The sequence below is a fragment of the Sphaerisporangium sp. NPDC005289 genome (assembly GCF_040607455.1).
GTDB classification, from domain to species: domain Bacteria; phylum Actinomycetota; class Actinomycetes; order Streptosporangiales; family Streptosporangiaceae; genus Sphaerisporangium; species Sphaerisporangium rhizosphaerae.
This window is the reverse complement of record NZ_JBEXGS010000006.1, coordinates 78,773-94,723: the sequence shown is the minus strand read 5'-3', so window position 1 is coordinate 94,723 and position 15,951 is coordinate 78,773. Positions and strand designations below refer to the sequence as shown.

Annotated in this window: 16 protein-coding genes and 1 tRNA gene; 5 read left to right on the top strand and 12 right to left on the bottom strand. The window is 70.8% G+C overall.

Features of this window, described 5'->3' with window-relative positions; translation table 11 throughout:
• The first annotated feature begins 16 nt into the window (after positions 1–16).
• Both ABZT47_RS12920 and ABZT47_RS12915 read left to right on the top strand, forming a co-directional pair.
• Positions 17–1,369 (top strand): PQQ-binding-like beta-propeller repeat protein, encoded by a 1,353-nt coding sequence (locus ABZT47_RS12920; RefSeq protein ID WP_354839950.1) that lies wholly within the window; start codon positions 17–19, stop codon positions 1,367–1,369.
• 146 nt (positions 1,370–1,515) lie between these two features.
• A complete protein-coding gene (locus ABZT47_RS12915; protein WP_354839947.1) occupies positions 1,516–2,736 on the top strand; it encodes an acetyl-CoA C-acetyltransferase in 1,221 nt (406 codons plus the stop codon).
• A gap of 119 nt (positions 2,737–2,855) precedes the next feature.
• Here ABZT47_RS12915 and ABZT47_RS12910 read toward each other — a convergent pair whose 3' ends face one another.
• Positions 2,856–3,266, bottom strand: a complete 411-nt coding sequence (locus ABZT47_RS12910) for a PPOX class F420-dependent oxidoreductase (RefSeq protein ID WP_354839944.1) — start codon at positions 3,264–3,266, stop codon at positions 2,856–2,858.
• Positions 3,267–3,420: 154 nt separating this feature from the next.
• Between ABZT47_RS12910 and tnpA the strand changes: the two genes are divergently transcribed.
• Together tnpA and ABZT47_RS12900 are read left to right on the top strand one after the other, a co-directional pair.
• Positions 3,421–3,816, top strand: coding sequence for an IS200/IS605 family transposase (gene tnpA, locus ABZT47_RS12905; RefSeq protein ID WP_354839941.1), 396 nt, complete (start codon positions 3,421–3,423; stop codon positions 3,814–3,816).
• Positions 3,809–4,993 (top strand): transposase, encoded by a 1,185-nt coding sequence (locus ABZT47_RS12900; protein ID WP_354839938.1) that lies wholly within the window; start codon positions 3,809–3,811, stop codon positions 4,991–4,993. The genes tnpA and ABZT47_RS12900 overlap by 8 nt, the downstream gene beginning before the upstream one ends.
• 141 nt (positions 4,994–5,134) lie before the next feature.
• Here ABZT47_RS12900 and ABZT47_RS12895 read toward each other — a convergent pair whose 3' ends face one another.
• From ABZT47_RS12895 to ABZT47_RS12875, 5 genes are all read right to left on the bottom strand, one after another.
• A complete protein-coding gene (locus ABZT47_RS12895; RefSeq protein ID WP_248961667.1) occupies positions 5,135–5,368 on the bottom strand; it encodes a DUF4287 domain-containing protein in 234 nt (77 codons plus the stop codon).
• A 216-nt stretch (positions 5,369–5,584) separates the two neighbouring features.
• Positions 5,585–6,373: a Bax inhibitor-1/YccA family protein gene (locus tag ABZT47_RS12890; RefSeq protein WP_354839934.1), complete on the bottom strand. Its 789-nt coding sequence runs from the start codon at positions 6,371–6,373 to the stop codon at positions 5,585–5,587.
• Between the two features lie 643 nt (positions 6,374–7,016).
• A tRNA-Leu gene (locus ABZT47_RS12885) sits at positions 7,017–7,089 on the bottom strand.
• A 230-nt stretch (positions 7,090–7,319) separates the two neighbouring features.
• Positions 7,320–8,678: an NAD(P)/FAD-dependent oxidoreductase gene (locus tag ABZT47_RS12880; RefSeq protein ID WP_354839932.1), complete on the bottom strand. Its 1,359-nt coding sequence runs from the start codon at positions 8,676–8,678 to the stop codon at positions 7,320–7,322.
• A gap of 216 nt (positions 8,679–8,894) precedes the next feature.
• The gene (locus ABZT47_RS12875) at positions 8,895–9,689 is read right to left on the bottom strand and encodes a uracil-DNA glycosylase (RefSeq protein ID WP_354839929.1); all 795 of its coding nucleotides are present in this window, start codon (positions 9,687–9,689) and stop codon (positions 8,895–8,897) included.
• 197 nt (positions 9,690–9,886) lie between these two features.
• Here ABZT47_RS12875 and ABZT47_RS12870 point away from each other — a divergent pair, with 197 nt between their 5' ends.
• Complete coding sequence (locus ABZT47_RS12870) at positions 9,887–10,510, top strand: DJ-1/PfpI family protein (RefSeq protein WP_354839926.1); 624 nt, start codon at positions 9,887–9,889, stop codon at positions 10,508–10,510.
• Between the two features lie 16 nt (positions 10,511–10,526).
• Here the strand turns inward: ABZT47_RS12870 and ABZT47_RS12865 are convergent, their stop codons facing one another.
• The 6 genes from ABZT47_RS12865 to ABZT47_RS12840 all read right to left on the bottom strand — a co-directional run bounded on the left by ABZT47_RS12865 (position 10,527) and on the right by ABZT47_RS12840 (position 15,897).
• Positions 10,527–11,537: a Ppx/GppA phosphatase family protein gene (locus ABZT47_RS12865; protein ID WP_354839924.1), complete on the bottom strand. Its 1,011-nt coding sequence runs from the start codon at positions 11,535–11,537 to the stop codon at positions 10,527–10,529.
• Positions 11,534–12,106, bottom strand: a complete 573-nt coding sequence (locus ABZT47_RS12860) for a DUF501 domain-containing protein (RefSeq protein ID WP_354839921.1) — start codon at positions 12,104–12,106, stop codon at positions 11,534–11,536. The genes ABZT47_RS12865 and ABZT47_RS12860 overlap by 4 nt, the downstream gene beginning before the upstream one ends.
• Positions 12,107–12,239: 133 nt before the next feature.
• Positions 12,240–12,662: a septum formation initiator family protein gene (locus tag ABZT47_RS12855; RefSeq protein WP_354839918.1), complete on the bottom strand. Its 423-nt coding sequence runs from the start codon at positions 12,660–12,662 to the stop codon at positions 12,240–12,242.
• Between the two features lie 57 nt (positions 12,663–12,719).
• Positions 12,720–13,997, bottom strand: coding sequence for a phosphopyruvate hydratase (gene eno, locus ABZT47_RS12850; protein ID WP_354839916.1), 1,278 nt, complete (start codon positions 13,995–13,997; stop codon positions 12,720–12,722).
• A 300-nt stretch (positions 13,998–14,297) separates the two neighbouring features.
• Positions 14,298–15,269 carry a MazG family protein gene (locus ABZT47_RS12845; RefSeq protein ID WP_354839913.1) on the bottom strand — a complete coding sequence of 324 codons (972 nt, stop codon included), beginning with the start codon at positions 15,267–15,269 and terminating at the stop codon, positions 14,298–14,300.
• 4 nt (positions 15,270–15,273) lie between these two features.
• Positions 15,274–15,897: a SurA N-terminal domain-containing protein gene (locus tag ABZT47_RS12840; protein ID WP_354839910.1), complete on the bottom strand. Its 624-nt coding sequence runs from the start codon at positions 15,895–15,897 to the stop codon at positions 15,274–15,276.
• Positions 15,898–15,951 lie beyond the last annotated feature (54 nt).

Genomic DNA, 15,951 nt, shown 5'->3' with positions numbered 1-15,951 from the left:
TCGGCATTGGAGGGTAATGCCCGTGATCCGGTCTCTCGCGCAACCAGCCCTGGCGCTCGCCGGGGTCCTGGCCCTGGCCGGCTGCTCCAGCAGCAAGGCGGCCGGCGAGCAGACGCACCCGACCTGGCGCAACGACGAGGTCAACGCCGTCAGCCGCGCCACCGTGGCCGCCGGTGTCGCCGCGGTGACCTCCATGAGGGCGGACGGCACGCTGGAGACCACCGCCCTCGACCTCGCCACCGGCCGGAAGCTGTGGGCCCGCCCCGCCACCATCGCCGGGCGCCTGCCGGGCATGGGCGTGCAACCCCCGGCCGCCGTCGACACCGCCCCCGGCCAGGGGGTCGTCGCCGCGGTCGACCCGGTCGCGCAGGGCAGATGGACGGCGTCCCTGGCCGCCGTGGACGCGCGGACCGGGCAGCGCAGGTGGTCCCGCCCGATCCACTCCACCTTCGGCCCGCAGCGGTGCGGGCCCTACTTCTGCGTGTCGGAGAACACCGCCCTGGCCTCCGCCCGCATGGTCGTCCTGGACCCGCTCACCGGCCGCACTCTGTGGCGGCTGCCCGGCATCGCCGAGGTCGAGTGGTCCGACGCGGCCCGGGTCGTCATGCTCCGCATGGCCAGGCACCCCGTGCTGTCCGCCCACGACGTCAAGACCGGCAAGCCGGTGTGGCGGCTTCCGGTGGAGCAGGCGCTGAACACCGGCGTCGACCTGTCGGGCGGCTGGGCCTTCGGCGCCACCGGCGGCGACCTGGTCGGCTACGTCGCCCCGTACACCAACCCCGAGAAGAAGCGCACCTCCTCCTTCGGCGTCTTCTCGGTGCGACTGGCGGACGGCCGGGTCAACTGGCTGCGCCCGTCGGTGGTGCGCGTCTACCCCAGCGGCAGCCCCGGCCTCGCCCCGATCGTGCGTCCCGTCGACGAACAGGGGCAGTACGGCGGCTTCGCCCGGCTCGACCCCGGCACCGGCCGCGTGACGGGGCAGATCACCTCCGAGCAGGTCCCCGGCACCGGCTGGTGGCTCGCCTTCCCGGGCGACATGGGGCGGCTCGGCTTCCTCAAGCCCGGCGCCGCCGGGTCGGCGTTCGACCTGGCCTCCGGGCGGGCCGCCCCGGTGCGAGGGCAGCACGGCTGGTCGTTCTGCGTGACCGACCCCAAGCCGCTGCCGCTGCGCGAGGCGGCCCAAGGCTTCTACTCCGTCGCGGCCCTGTGCGAGTTCGACCTGGCCACCGGCAGGCGTCTGAGCGCGGCGGGCACGCCGCCCGCGTGGTTCACCGGCAGCCAGGACGGCTGGCGCCTGTGGCGCGACGAGAAGGGCGCCGTGCACGCCGTCCGGGACGCCACGGGCACCGCTCCCGGTATGTACGGCTGACACATGGGCCGGGGCACAGGCCGGCGCGGCCCGGTACGTGTTGGCCGTACATAGTTCTGTTTCTTGACGCCCCGGCGCGTGGCAACGGCCCTACCGCGCGGTAACCTCCGCTGGAGGGAGCCCTGTCACGAACCCAGGAGAGCCACATGCCCGAGGCAGTCATCGTCGCGACCGCACGTTCGCCGATCGGCCGAGCCTTCAAGGGGTCGCTCAAGGACATCCGTCCCGACGACCTCACCGTCCAGATGATCAAGGCCGCGCTCGACAAGGTGCCGCAGCTCGATCCCAACGAGGTCGACGACCTGATGCTCGGTTGCGGCCTGCCGGGCGGCGAGCAGGGGTTCAACATGGCCCGGGTGGTCTCGGTGCTGCTCGGGCTGGACGGCGTCCCCGGCACCACGGTCACCCGCTACTGCTCCTCCTCGCTGCAGACCACCCGCATGGCCTTCCACGCCATCAAGGCGGGCGAGGGCGATGTGTTCATCTCCGCCGGCGTCGAGTGCGTCTCGCGCTTCGTCAAGGGCAACTCCGACTCGCTGCCCGACACCACCAACCCGCTGTTCCTGGACGCCAAGACGCGCACCGACGCCCGGGCCGAGGGCGGCGGGCCGGTGTGGCACGACCCGCGCCAGGACGCGCGGCTGCCCGACATCTACGTCGCGATGGGCCAGACCGCCGAGAACGTCGCCGGCATGCGCGGCGTGAGCCGCCAGGAGCAGGACGAGTTCGGCGTCCGCTCGCAGAACCTCGCCGAGAAGGCCCTCGCCAACGGGTTCTGGGAGCAGGACATCACCCCGGTGACGCTGCCCGACGGCACGGTCGCCAGCAAGGACGACGGCCCGCGGCCCGGCACCACCTACGAGGCGGTCTCGCAGCTCAAGCCGGTGTTCCGGCCCGACGGCACGGTCACGGCCGGCAACTGCTGCCCGCTGAACGACGGCGCCGCCGCGGTGATCGTGATGAGCGACGTCAAGGCCGCCGAACTGGGCATCACGCCGCTGGCCCGCATCGTGTCGACCGGCGTCACCGGCCTGTCCCCCGAGATCATGGGCCTCGGGCCGGTGGAGGCGTCCCGGCAGGCGCTGGGCCGCGCCGGCATGTCGATCTCCGACGTCGACCTGGTGGAGATCAACGAGGCGTTCGCCGCGCAGGTGATCCCGTCCTACCAGGAGCTCGGCATCGACCTCGACCGGCTGAACGTCAACGGCGGCGCGATCGCCGTCGGGCACCCGTTCGGCATGACGGGCGCCCGCATCACCTCCACGCTGCTCAACGGGCTGCGCTTCCACGACAAGTCGATCGGCCTTGAGACGATGTGCGTCGGCGGCGGCCAGGGCATGGCCATGGTGCTGGAGCGCCTCAACTAGACGCCTCCCCGGCGACCGGGCGCGCCACGTGGCCCTGGGGCCGTGGACGCCCGGCCGGGGGCGATCAGCCGTGGACGCCGGGGCAGAGGGTCGCTCGCGGACGCCCGGCGGGGGGACGGTCAGCCGTGCACGTCGGGGCCGGCGCGGGTGAGGTCGATGCGGACGATCACCCGCCGGTCCCGCGTCATGGCCGCGCGGTAGTCGTCCCAGTCGGGGTGCTCGCCCGCGACGGTGCGGTAGTAGCCGACCAGGTGCTCCATCGCCTCGGGCAGGGAGACGACCTCGGCGGTGCCCTCGATCTGGATCCAGTCGCCGTAGAAGCCGTCGTTCATCACGCACAGCGCGACCTTGGGGTCACGGCGCAGGTTGCGGGTCTTGGCCGCGGTCTCCCGGGTGCTGACCACCGCGTACCCGTCGGCGTCCACGCCGACCGTCACCGGTGACATCTGCGGGCGGCCGTCGGGGTGGAAGGTGAGCATCACCGCGCGGTGGTTGGCGCGGAGGAATTCACGGGCCTTGTCGAGATCCATCAGATCCTCCCAAGGGGACCGGCGCCTTCAGGCGAGGGGGGAATTGGGAGCGGGAGGGCCGCCAGGGCCCGGGCGTGTCCTGACCGGTCAGGTCTGCGCATCAGAGTTCTCCAATCACCGCATGTCATATGGATGATGCTGTTAGGAAGGTCGTGTGACTCGTCAGGTGCGCACCTCCCCCGGCGCGGCGTACGACCTGGGATACCACCTCGTGTGGTGCCCGAAGTACCGCCGCCCGGTTTTGGGTGGCCGGCTCAAAGGCCGCCTGGAGGGGTTGATCCACGCCAGGGCCGCCGCGCACGGCCGGCAGATGGTGGCGCTGGAGGTCATGCCCCACCCGAGCAACGCGCCGTCGTTCGTGGCCGGCCGGTTCAAGGGCTTCACCTCCCATCACCTGCGGACCGGGTTTGCGCCTCTGCGTTCCCGGTTGCCCACCATGTGGTCACGGTGGTACGTGGTGGCCACGGTCGGCGTGGTGTCCGCCCAGACGGTGCGGCGTTACATCGACAGGCAATACGAGCGCACCCCCAAGGGGCAGAGCCATGCGTAGGTCCTACAAGTTCCTGCTGCGTCCTACCAGCAAGCAAGTCATCGCGTTGACGGCGTGCCTGGACGATCACCGCGCCTTGTACAACGCCGCGCTGGAGCACCGCCGCACCGTTTATGCCAAGGCCGGGGTGAGCATCAAGTACGGCGATCAGTCGGCCGAGTTGAAGTACATCCGCAGCGACGATCCTGCGGGTCAGGGCCGGTGGTCGTTCTCCTCCCAGCAAGCCACCCTGCGCCGTCTGGACAGAGCGCTCGCGGCGTTCTTCGCCCGGGTCAAGGCCGGGCGCACGCCGGGCTTTCCCCGTTTCAAGGGCAAGAGCCGGTTCGACACCGTGGTCTGGCCCAAGGACGGCGATGGCTGCCGGTGGGACACCCAGCCCGATCACCCATCGGCGAGGTTCGTCCGCCTCCAGGGCGTCGGGCACGTCCGGGTCCATCAGCATCGGCCCGTGCGGGGCACCGTCAAGACGATCAGCGTGAAGCGGGAGGGTTCCCGCTGGTACCTGGTGCTGTCGTGTGACGGCGTGCCCGCCGCGCCGCTGCCGGCGACCGGCGCGGCGGCGGGAATCGACATGGGAGTGTCGTCGCTGATCACCACCAGCGACGGCAGGCACCTGGCAAACCCGCGCCATCTGACCGGCTGCGCCGTCCGCCTGGCCGCCGCCCAGCGCGACCTCGCCCGCACCAAGCGCGGCTCCAAGCGCCGCCGCAAGGCCGCACTGCGGGTCGCTGCTCTGCACGCCAAGGTGCGCCGCCGACGTCTGGACGGCGCGCACAAGGCCGCTCTGGCCGTGGTACGCGGTTACGACGTCATCGTGCATGAGGACCTGCGGATCGCGAACATGACCCGCTCGGCGTCCGGCACGCTCGAGGCCCCGGGGCGCAACGTCGCCGGCAAGTCCGGTCTCAACCGTTCGATTCTCGACGCGGGCTGGGGGGTGTTCCTGACGATCTTGTCGCACAAGGCTGAAAGCGCCGGTCGAGAGCTGATCGAGGTGAACCCCGCCGGCACCTCCCGCACCTGTGCCCGATGCGGGCACCAGGCAAAGGAGAACCGCCTCACCCAGGCCGAGTTCCGATGCCTGGCGTGCGGGCATGTCGCGCACGCCGACGTGAACGCGGCGATCAACATCCTCAGGGCAGGGCTTGCCCTTCGCGACGCTGCGAAAGCGGCTTAACGAGAAGCCGCTCCCTTCAGGGAACGGAGGAGTCACGTCTCCATGATGATCCCGCGGCGGCAGAGGCGTCACGGCGGCAGGCCTCATGACACAGAACGGCGCCCACGCCAGACGGTGACGTGGGCGCTGGGACTGCAGGACTTACATGAAGCCCATGCGGGAACGGCGTTGCCGCTCGTGCTCGATGACGATCGCGGCGGCGTAGCCGTGGGTCAGCCCGTGCTCGTCGGCGAGCCAGTTGGCCCGCTCATCGCAGCGTAGGAACGACGGGCCGTTGTCGATGGCTTGGAACCACTCTGGGAGTGCGCGTCCGGTGATGTCCGGAACCCTGGCGATCAGCTTGTTCTGCGTCTCCGGTGAGTGGTTCAACGACATGGGCACCTCCATGAGTGAAGCCTCTTTTGCTCGACACTGCATCACCAGCCCCGTGATGGCAAGGGCCCAAAGGCCAGACTTGCATCTCACCAGGTAGATCATTGGTCGCAGCGCGTTGGCATACCCATACCTGCGCTTGCCATGCCGGTTTTCGGTCAGGAACCAGCAAATACGGACGCCCCGCCCGGGACCGGGCGGGGCGTGCGTGGCGAGGATCTAATCGTTGTTGAAGAAGTAGCTGATGAAGCGCAGGATCTCCAGGTAGAGCCACACCAGGCTCACCGTGAGACCGAAGGCCATCAGCCAGGAGTACTTCTCGGGGACGCCCGCGCGCACCCCCTGCTCGATGGAGTCGAAGTCCAGCAGCAGGAAGAAGCAGCCGAGCAGGATCATCGCGACGCTGAATACCCAGCCGATCGGGCTGTCGGTGCGCAGTCCGAGGCCGCCGTCGGTGAAGAAGCCCGCGACCCAGTTGACCAGCATCAGGCCGACGGCCGCGAAGCCGGCGGCGACGACGAACTTGGTGAACTTCGGCGTCGGCCGGAAGATCTTGAGCGCGTACACCGCGAGCGTGCCGCCGAAGGCGACCATCGTGCCGAGCACGGCCTGGAAGACGATGCCCTCGTAGATGTAGTTGTAGGCGTTGCTGATCACCCCGATGGCCAGGCCGTAGGCCACGGAGTAGCCGAGGATCAGCGCCGGGTTCGTGCTCTGCCGGAAGGAGACGATCAGGCCGAGCACCAGGCCGACGATCGCCGCCGGCATGGCCACCGCGAGACCCAGGTTGAGGTACCAGGCGAGCGCCGCGGAAACCACGAGGGTGCCGAGCGTGATGAAGCCCCGGACGACGACATCGTCGATCGTCATCGGCCGCGCCGCGGTCGGCGGAGCGTACGACGGAGTGTTGTACATCTCCTGCAGGTACTGCGGACTGGCGGTCGGGCCCGCCCACGACTGACGGTTGTTCTTACCCAGCCTGTTGAGGACCGGGTTCCTGCTCTGCATCACTGCCTCCACTGCGACCTGCGATCACCCTGCTCGTCGAGCCTCACAGGGGATGCCGCTTGCACGCGAAAACTCGTCATCGGTCATGGCGGTCAGGACGACCCTGCCGTATTGCGCCGCCGGGGACGGCATCCCGGCCTCCGGCGGCAACGAGTACAACGACCGACTCTCCACCTGAGTTCCGCCCCGCATGTTGCGGTTGGATCACCGCGGTCCGCCCGGACGGCGCGCCCGTGACTTCTCCGACCGGCGAGGTCGGCGTCCGATGGCGGACTCGGGGCTTCGCGGGACGTACCGTCACTGGAATGGGAGGTTCTGTCCCGTCCCTAACCTCCGCCGCAGGTGGATTTTTCCGCCATTGTTGACCGCTACCCTATTTATGGTGACTTTATCGCTTATAAGCAATTACCGTGCGTAGATCATCGACGGGCCGGGCGGCGAATAGCGGGCCACCGGCGGGAGTGCCGGGACGGCGTCGCGGCAGGACACAAGACGGTAACGATTGCCCGTGGCGGACGGAGCAAGGCCCGCGGAACCCGCACGGAGCCGGGGATAAACACGCGGCTCCGGGTGGCGAACCAACAATTATAGGGGCAAGAGGCCCGTCGTTACTATCACGGGGTGTTTCATATAGCCGGCAGAGTGCCCCCGGTGGGACTCGAACCCACACTGGAACCCTTTTAAGGGGTTTGCCTCTGCCATTGGGCTACGGGGGCGCCGTAATCATACGTAACGGACCACACTTGCGTAACGGGTCAGAGCCCACGTCTCCGCTCTTCCTTCCGTAGTCCGCAAGATAACCGTATACGTCGCACGCCCCCGCGACTCGGGCAATGAACAACAGACCGCTCAAGTAGCCCAATTCCACCACGCATCCTTGTTATGCCTACAGACAACGGTACGGCTCGCGCCCGAGGTCCTCGGGCGCGAGCCGTACCAGAAGCGGTCAGCCGGTGGCGGCGGCCGCCTTGAACTCCTCACGCGGAGACTCGATCTCACCCAGTGAGAGGGTCTCCCGCTTGAAGAAGAGCGCGAGCGTCCAGTCGGCCACCACGCGGACCTTGCGGTTCAACGTAGGCACCCGGGACAGATGGTAGGTGCGGTGCATGAACCACGCAGGAAATCCGTGAAGCTTGACGCCGTAGACATTCGCGACGCCCTTGTGCAGCCCCAGCCCGGCCACCGAACCGACGTACTTGTGCCGGTACTCCCGCAGCGGGCGGTCCTTGAGGTGCCGGACGATGTTGTCGGCGAGCACCTTGGCCTGCCGCACCGCGTGCTGGGCGTTGGGCGCGCAGAACTGCCCGGGGTTGGTCATGTCGGGCACGCCCGCGACATCGCCGGCCGCGAAGGCGTCCTTGACGCCGGCGACCGTGAGCCGCGTCGTGGTCTTGATGCGCCCCCGCTCGTCCAGCGGCAGGTCGCCCGCGTTGACGACGGGACTCGCCTTGACGCCCGCCGTCCACACGATCGTGGCCGACTCGAAGCGGTCGCCGTCGGACAGCATCACGTGGCCGCCCTCGCAGGACTCCAGCAGCGTGCGCATCTTGACCTCGATGCCCCGCTCGCGCAGCTCCTCCAGCGTCCACTTGCCCATCTCGGGGCCCACCTCGGGCAGGATGCGGTCGCTGGCCTCGACGAGCACCCAGCGCAGGTCGCTCTCGTTGAGAGTGTCGTAGTAGCGCACCGCGTCGCGCGCCATGTCCTCCAGCTCCGCCAGCGCCTCGACGCCCGCGAAGCCGGCGCCGACCACGACGAAGGTCAGCGCCCTGCGCCGCACCTGCTCGTCGTCGGTGGAGTCGGCCCGGTCGAACAGGGCGAGCACGCGGTTGCGGAGCGCGATGGCCTCGCCGACCGTCTTGAAGCCGATGGCGGCGTCCTTCAGGCCCGGAATGGGCAGCGTGCGCGAGACCGAGCCGGCCGCCATGACCAGGACGTCGTAGGTGAGCTCCTTGGCCGGGCCGGTGCTGGGCTCGAACGTGACGGACTTGTTGGCGTGGTGCACCTTGGTGACCTTGCCGTTCAGGATGCGGACACGGTTCAGCACCCGGCGCAGCGGCGCGACGACGTGGCGCGGCGACAGGTTGCCGGCCGCGGCCTCCGGCAGGAACGGCTGGTAGGTCATGTAGGACTGCGGGCTGACGATCGTGATGCGGACGCGCCCGGAGCGCAGCTCGTCGCGCAGTTGGCGCTGCAGCCGCAGGCCCGTGTAGAGGCCGACGTACCCTCCGCCGACGATCAGGATGTGCTTCGCCTTCTGGTCCACGTGAGTGCCCCTTCGCGGCATGGTCGCTTGTGAAAGCATTCACAAGCTTACGTCACGGTTGCCTATCGACGCCAATCCCGCCAGGCATCAAACTTTGGCGATTTTTCCGAAACTAACCCCTTGAGCAGGCGTTTCTCCACAGAAGTTCGGCAAAACTTTCGTCTAGTGACGAACTTCACTCCAAGTCGGCACGTCCGCGGAACGGAACGGGCCCGCCGTCGCGAGGACGGCGGGCCCGTTGCTCCGGCGCGGGCGTCAGCCCGAGAGCTCCACCGCGCGGGCGAAGACCGCGTCGAGCATCTCCTCGGTCACCCGCCCGGTGAAGGTGTTCTGCTGGCTCGGGTGATAGCACCCCAGCAGGCGCACCGGCGCGCCGCCGCGCGCGATCTCCACCTCGGCGCCGTGCCCGAACGGCGGCCTGCGGCTCGGCAGCGTGTACCCGGCCTGCCGCAGCGCGGGCCACAGGGCCTGCCAGGCGTACCCGCCGAGGGCGACGATGACGCGCAGCGGATCGGCGACCAGCTCCAGCTCCCGGGCCAGCCACGGGAAGCACGCCGCCCGTTCCTCGACCGTCGGCTTGTTGGCCGGCGGGGCGCAGCGGACGGCCGCGACCACGCGCGCGCCGAGCAGCCGCTGCCCGTCCCCGGCGTGCGTGCTGGTGGGCAGCGCCGCCAGCCCGGTGCGGTGCAGCGAGGCGAACAGCCAGTCGCCGCTGCGGTCACCGGTGAAGACCCGGCCCGTGCGGTTGCCGCCGTGCGCCGCCGGTGCGAGCCCGACGAGCAGGACGCGCGGCTTGTCGTCCCCCCAGCCGGCGATGGGCCTGCCCCAGTAGGTCTCCGTCATGAACGCCCGCCGCTTGACCTCCGCGACCTCCTCCCGCCACTCGACCAGGCGGGGACACGCCCGGCACACCGACTGCCGGGCGGTCAGCTCGGCGAGCGTGCCGCTCGTGCGGGCGAGATCGGCGACCTCCTCGGGCGTGCCCGCCACAGGGGTGTCCGGCCCGGCCGGATCCTCCGGCCAGCCACTGCCAGGGGGAACAAAGCTCATACCCCGATCGTGCCAGCCACCCCGGCATGCCCTGACCACCCCGCGGCCACCCGAGCATGCCCCGACCACTCCGCGGCCACCCGCGCCGCGCTCGCCGCCTTTGGCATGATCGTCACGACGCCTGTCGTCGCCGCCACGACGTCGAGGACCGCCGAAACCCGGCGGCACCCGACCGGACCACCGACCGAGGACTCACCATGCGAATCGTCATCCCGCTCTTCCAAGGCTTCACCGCTCTCGACGTCGTCGGCCCGTACGAGGTGCTCCGGATGCTGCCGGAGGCCCAGGTGGTGTTCACCGCCCCGGAGGCCGGCCCCGTCCGGGACGGCGTCGGGGTGCTGGCCCTGTCCGCCACCGCAACGCCGGCCGAGGTGGACTCCTGCGACGTCCTGGTCGTCCCCGGCGGACCGGGGGCGCGGACGATGATGCGTGATGAGGCCTTCACCGCGTGGATCCGGCGGCTGCACGACGGCACGACCTGGACGACCTCGGTGTGCACCGGGTCGCTGATCCTCGGCGGCGCCGGCCTGCTGGAAGGGCTCCGCGCCACGACCCACTGGGGCGCCGTCGAAACGCTCGAAGCCTTCGGCGCGACCTACACGCCCGAGCGCGTCGTCGTCCAAGGCAAGATCGTGACGGCCGCCGGGGTGTCCTCCGGCATCGACATGGCGCTGACGCTGTTCGAACGCATCGCCGGCCGGACGGCGGCCGAGGCCGCCCAACTCGCCATCGAGTACGACCCCCAGCCCCCCTTCGACGCCGGGTCACCGGCGAAGGCCCCGCACGAGGCCATGGAGCTTCTTCTGGCCCGCCGGCGCTGAGCGCCTCGGCGGGCCGTCAGGAGGCGAGGCCGCGGGCGATGCCGTCGAGGATGTCGTGTTCGCTGACGACGACCTCGCCGAAGCCGAACCGGCTGACGATGCGGTCGAGGATGAGCGCGCCCGCGCCGATCACGTCCACCCGGCCGGGGTGCATGACCGGGATCGCCGCCCGTTCGTCGTGGGTCATGTCCAGCAGGCTCCGGGAGATCTCGCCCACCGTGGCCGCCGGGACGCGCGAGCCGTGGATGCGCTCGGGGTCGTAGGCCGGCAGGTCCAGGGCGATGCCCGCGACCGTCGTCACCGACCCTGCCAGGCCGATCAGCGTGCGCGCCCGGCCCACCGGCACGGCCTCGGCCACCCGGTCGAGCGCCGCCTCGATGTCGGCGGCCGCCGCCGCCACGGCCTCAGACCCGGCCCCGGGACGCGCGCCGGCCGCCGCGAAGTGGCGCTCGGTGAGGCGGACGCAGCCGATGTCGACCGAAATCGCGGCCTCCACGTCGGCTGAACCCAGGACGAACTCGGTGGAGCCGCCGCCGATGTCGACCACCAGCACAGGAGCCTGGACGCCCGTGAGCCCGGCGGTGGCGCCGAGGAAGGACAGGTGGGCCTCCTCCGAGCCGGTGACGACCTCGGGGTCGACGCCGAAGATCTCGCGCACGCCGGTGACGAAGTCGGCGCGGTTGGCGGCGTCCCTGGTGGCGCTGGTGGCCACCACGCGCACCCGCTCGGCGCCGTGCTCCCTGATCAGCTTGGCGTAGCCTCGCATCGCGGTGAAGGTGCGCTCCAGCGCCTCGGGGGCCAGCCGCCCGGTGCGGTCGACGCCCTCGCCAAGGCGGACGATCTCCATGCGCCGCTCGACGTCCACGAGCCGCCCGGCGGCCGTACCCCCGGCAGGGCCCGCGCCGCCGTCCCGGGCGGCACCGCCGTCCCCAGCCGCGCTGTCGGCGCCCGCCGGGCCGCCGGTGAGGTCGGCGATGAGCAGGCGGACGGAGTTCGTGCCGCAGTCGATGGCCGCCACGCGGATCATGCGCCCTCCTCGGGCTCGTCGGGGCCGGCCGGCACGCAGGGCCCGTCGCTCCACCACTCGGGCAGAGAGTCGAGGGCCTCGCGGCCGAAGGGGTTGGTGCCCGGCATGGTTAGCTCGTGGCCCACCAGGGCGTGCAGGCACTTCACCCGGTCGGGCATGCCGCCGGCACTCTGCATGTCGCGGGGCAGGGGCTCCAGGCCGTCCTCGGCGGCGGCCTGGTCGCGTCTCTCGACGTAGGCGGCGTGCGCCTTCGCGTACGCCTCGGCCAGGGCCGGGTCCTCGGCGAGCCGCGCCTGCATGCGCTTCATGAGCCCGGAGGACTCCAGTGTGCCGATGGCAGAGGCGGCCCTCGGGCAGGTCAGGTAGAACAGCGTGGGGAACGGCGAGCCGTCGGCCAGCCGCGGGGAGGTCTCGACGACGTCGGGCAGTCCGCACGGGCACCGGTGGGCCACGGCCCGCAGGCCCCGCGGCGGGCGGCCGAGCTGCCGTTCGACCACGGCGGCGTCCGCCGGGTCCACCTCCGGCGCCCCTTCCCGGCCTCCGGCGGCCGTGTCGGCCGGATCGACCATCGCGCACTCCCCCTGAGAACGACGGGCAGGCCCGTCGGGCACACCCGGACCGAAAACCCGGACACGTAAGTATCCAGCACCCCACGACCACCGATGCCCAGAGACCACAGAGCCATGGCCCGAGCCTCGGGCGTCAGGGGGCGGGGGTGCGGGCGCCGAGTTCGACGCTCTGGCCGGTGCCGCGGTCGGCGGCCTCGATGGACTCCCACAATGTCTGGTACCACGGGGGCGCGGACTGCGGCGTGGCCCCGGCCGCGGGCTTCCTGGCCTTCTTCGCCGGATCCAGCAGGACGTAGCACGTCTGGCGGCCGTCGCCGCAGTAGTGCAGCCGGCCCCTGGCGAGCTGCCTGATGTAGGCGGGGTCGTCGAGCCGCCGGCTGCGCTCGGCCAGCTCCTGGAGGTCTTTCAGCGCCTGGGCCTGCTGCCTCTCCAGCTGGGCGATCTGGCGTCGCTGCGCGACGTACTCGCGCACCGGATAGGCGAGGCTCATGGCGATCGCGCACACGACGACCGCCAGGATCGCAGCCCGTCCCGTCAACTGCGGTCGCTTCTTCATGGTCCTCCCGGGTCCGTACGGCTTGCGCCCATAAGCGCGCAAGCCGTACGGAAGAAACTAGCCCTGGAAGCGCGGAAAAGCTCCGCGACCCGCGTAGCGGGCGACATCGTCGAGAAGTTCCTCGATGCGGAGAAGCTGGTTGTACTTGGCCACGCGGTCGGACCGCGCCGGGGCGCCGGTCTTGATCTGACCGCAGTTGGCGGCCACGGCCAGGTCGGCGATCGTGGTGTCCTCGGTCTCGCCGGAGCGGTGGCTCATCATGGAGCGGTAGCCGCTGCGGTGGGCGAGGTCGACGGCGTCGAGGGTCTCCGACAGGGTGCCGATCTGGTTGACCTTGACCAGCAGGGCGTTGGCCGCGCCCTCGGCGATGCCCCGCTCGAGGCGCTCGGGGTTGGTGACGAACAGGTCGTCGCCGACGATCTGGACCTTGCCGCCGAGCGCGGCGGTCATGGCCTTCCAGCCCTCCCAGTCCTCCTCGTCGAGCGGGTCCTCGATGGAGACCAGCGGGTAGGAGCGGACCAGGTCCTCGTAGAAGGAGATCAGCTCGTCGGAGCCGTGGCCCTTGCCGTCGAGGGTGTAGACGCCCTTGGAGTGGAACTCGGTGGCGGCCACGTCCAGGGCCAGCGCGATGTCCTCGCCCGGGGTGTAGCCGGCCTTCTCGATGGCGACGAGGATCAGGTCGAGCGCGTCGCGGTTGCTCGGCAGGCTGGGGGCGAACCCGCCCTCGTCGCCGAGGCCGGTGGAGTAGCCCTTCTCCTTGAGCACCTTCTTGAGCACGTGGTAGGTCTCGGCGCCCATGCGCACGGCGTCGGAGAAGGTCTCGGCGCCGATCGGCGCGATCATGAACTCCTGGATGTCGACGTTGCTGTCGGCGTGCGCGCCGCCGTTCAGGATGTTCATCATCGGGACGGGCAGGATGTGGGCGTTCGGCCCGCCCACGTAGCGGAACAGCGGCAGGTCGGCGCTGTCGGCCGCGGCCTTGGCCAGGGCCAGGGAGACGCCGAGGATGGCGTTGGCGCCGAGCCGGCCCTTGTTGGGCGTGCCGTCGAGGTCGATCATGGTCTGGTCGACGAGCCGCTGCTCCTCGGCGTCGAACCCGATGATCTCGTCGGCGATCTCGTCGGTGACGTTGAGCACGGCCTTCTGCACGCTCTTGCCCGCGTAACGCTCGTCGCCGTCGCGCAGCTCCACGGCCTCGAACTGGCCGGTGGAGGCACCGCTCGGGACGGCCGCGCGCCCGGTGCTGTAGTCGTCGAGCAGGATCTCTACCTCGACCGTCGGGTTGCCCCGGGAGTCGAGAATCTCGCGGGCGGTAACGGCCTCGATGGCAGCCACGAAGCGCTCCTATGAGTCAGTAGCCCGGGGACGGGCCCCCGGAACCCATCACCGCACCGTCGTACGCGATGCGGTTGCGGACGGTTTGCCTCACGAGCCTATCGGGGTCTACCGGCGGGTACGGATAACGCGCCCGCGGATCAGGTGTCTGGTTGCCCACACTCGGATGAACCCGGGGCGACCGGGACGCGGACGCCCGCCGTATCCGTCTCACACCGCTCCCGGATGCCCGCCGCTTTGGCCGCGAACCGCTTCCGGACACCCTCCGCCTCACACCGTTCCCCGACGCGGACGCGCCCCCTACTGCTGCGGGCGCCCCTCGGAGCGTTCCCAGGCGTGCACCCGGTCGCGGTAGGCGCGGGCCGCGGCGCGCAGCTCGGCCTCGGGGTCGATGCCGGCGGCGCGCGCCCGGCGCACCAGGTCGAACAGCTCGCGCCCGATGCCCTGCCCGACCGCGCGCCCGAGCGAGTCGGGGACCCCAGAGCGCTCGGCGCGGCTCTGCAGCCCGCTCACGAGCGACAGCGCGGGCTGGCCCATCGGCACGCCGTCGAGCACCGACTCCCAGCCTTTGGCGGCCCGCTCGGCGGCCTTGATGGCGTCCCAGTTGGCGCTGACGTCCTCGGCGCCCTCGACCACCGTGTCGGCGAAGACGTGGGGGTGGCGCCGGACGAGCTTGTCGACGATGCCGGCGGCGACGTCGTCCACGTCGAAACCGCCGTCCTCGGAGGAGCGCTCCTGCGCCAGCCGGGCGTGGAAGACCACCTGGAGCAGCAGGTCGCCGAGCTCCTCGCGCAGGGCGGCGTGGTCGCCGTCCTCGATGGTCTCCATGACCTCGTAGGACTCCTCCAGCAGGTACGGCAGGAGGGACTCGTGGGTCTGCTCGGCGTCCCACGGGCACGAGCGCCGCAGCCGGTCCATGACGGCCACCAGGTCGAGCATCCGCGCCCCTGGCAGGTCGTAGGAGCCCGGGACCAGCTCGATGACCGGCGGGTCGTCCATGCCGAGCGCGGCGTGGCCGATGGCGCGCATGAGCGGCTCGTCACCGTCCTGGGCTGCCAGCCACACGAGAGTGCCGTCGCGGCCCTCGCGGGCCAGGGCCGCCGGGTCGGGCGTCACGACCTCGACCGGGATGTCCTCCTCGGCCAGGTAGGGCAGCAGCGGGTGGTCACCGGAGCCGGTGAGCACCCGCCCGGAGCCCAGGGCCGCCCACGCCCGCCCGCTCAGCAGGCCCGGAGCCACCCTGGGCGACGTCGTGACGACGAGGAGGGGCATGTGTCTACTGGGCGGCGGGCGGCGCCGGCTGGGCCGCGCCCTGGGCCGGAGCCCCGAAGCGCGCCTCTTCGACCAGGCCCTGCTCGGTGTCCCAGGTGCCGTAGCGGTGGGAGACCTTGACCGGGATGGAGTCGAGCTGCGCGAACAGCTTCTGCTGCGCGGCCTGGACGGAGGCCTGGTCGGTGAGGTTGGCCCCGAACCGCTCAAGGCCCTTCTGGTAGGTCAGCGAGGTGCGGACCCACTTGCGGACCTCCGACGGCGGGACGCCCCTGCCGAGCATGGCCGGGCCGACCTTCTCGATGCCGCCCTGTTCGTTGATGAACTTGTCGACGTCACCCTCGCTGATGGTGAGGCCGGTGCGCTGGGCGAACTGCTCGAACTGGCTGAAGTAGATCAGCTGGAGCAGCACCGCGCGCGGGATCGAGGGCATCTGGAGCTGCGACTCGTTGATCTTGGCCTGCTTCAGCGCCGCCTGGTACTCGCGGATCTCGGAGTCCAGCCGGCCGTTGCTGATGCGCTCGCCGCCGACGGTGGCCGCCGTGCCGACCTGCACGGGCGAGGAGCAGGCGGTCAGCGCGACGCACGCGGCCGCGGCGGCCAGGAGCAGGCGCACAGGATTCGACTTCACTAGCGGTCCCTTCGACAGACGCGGCTACTCTACTCAAACCGCGCGCAGGTCCGT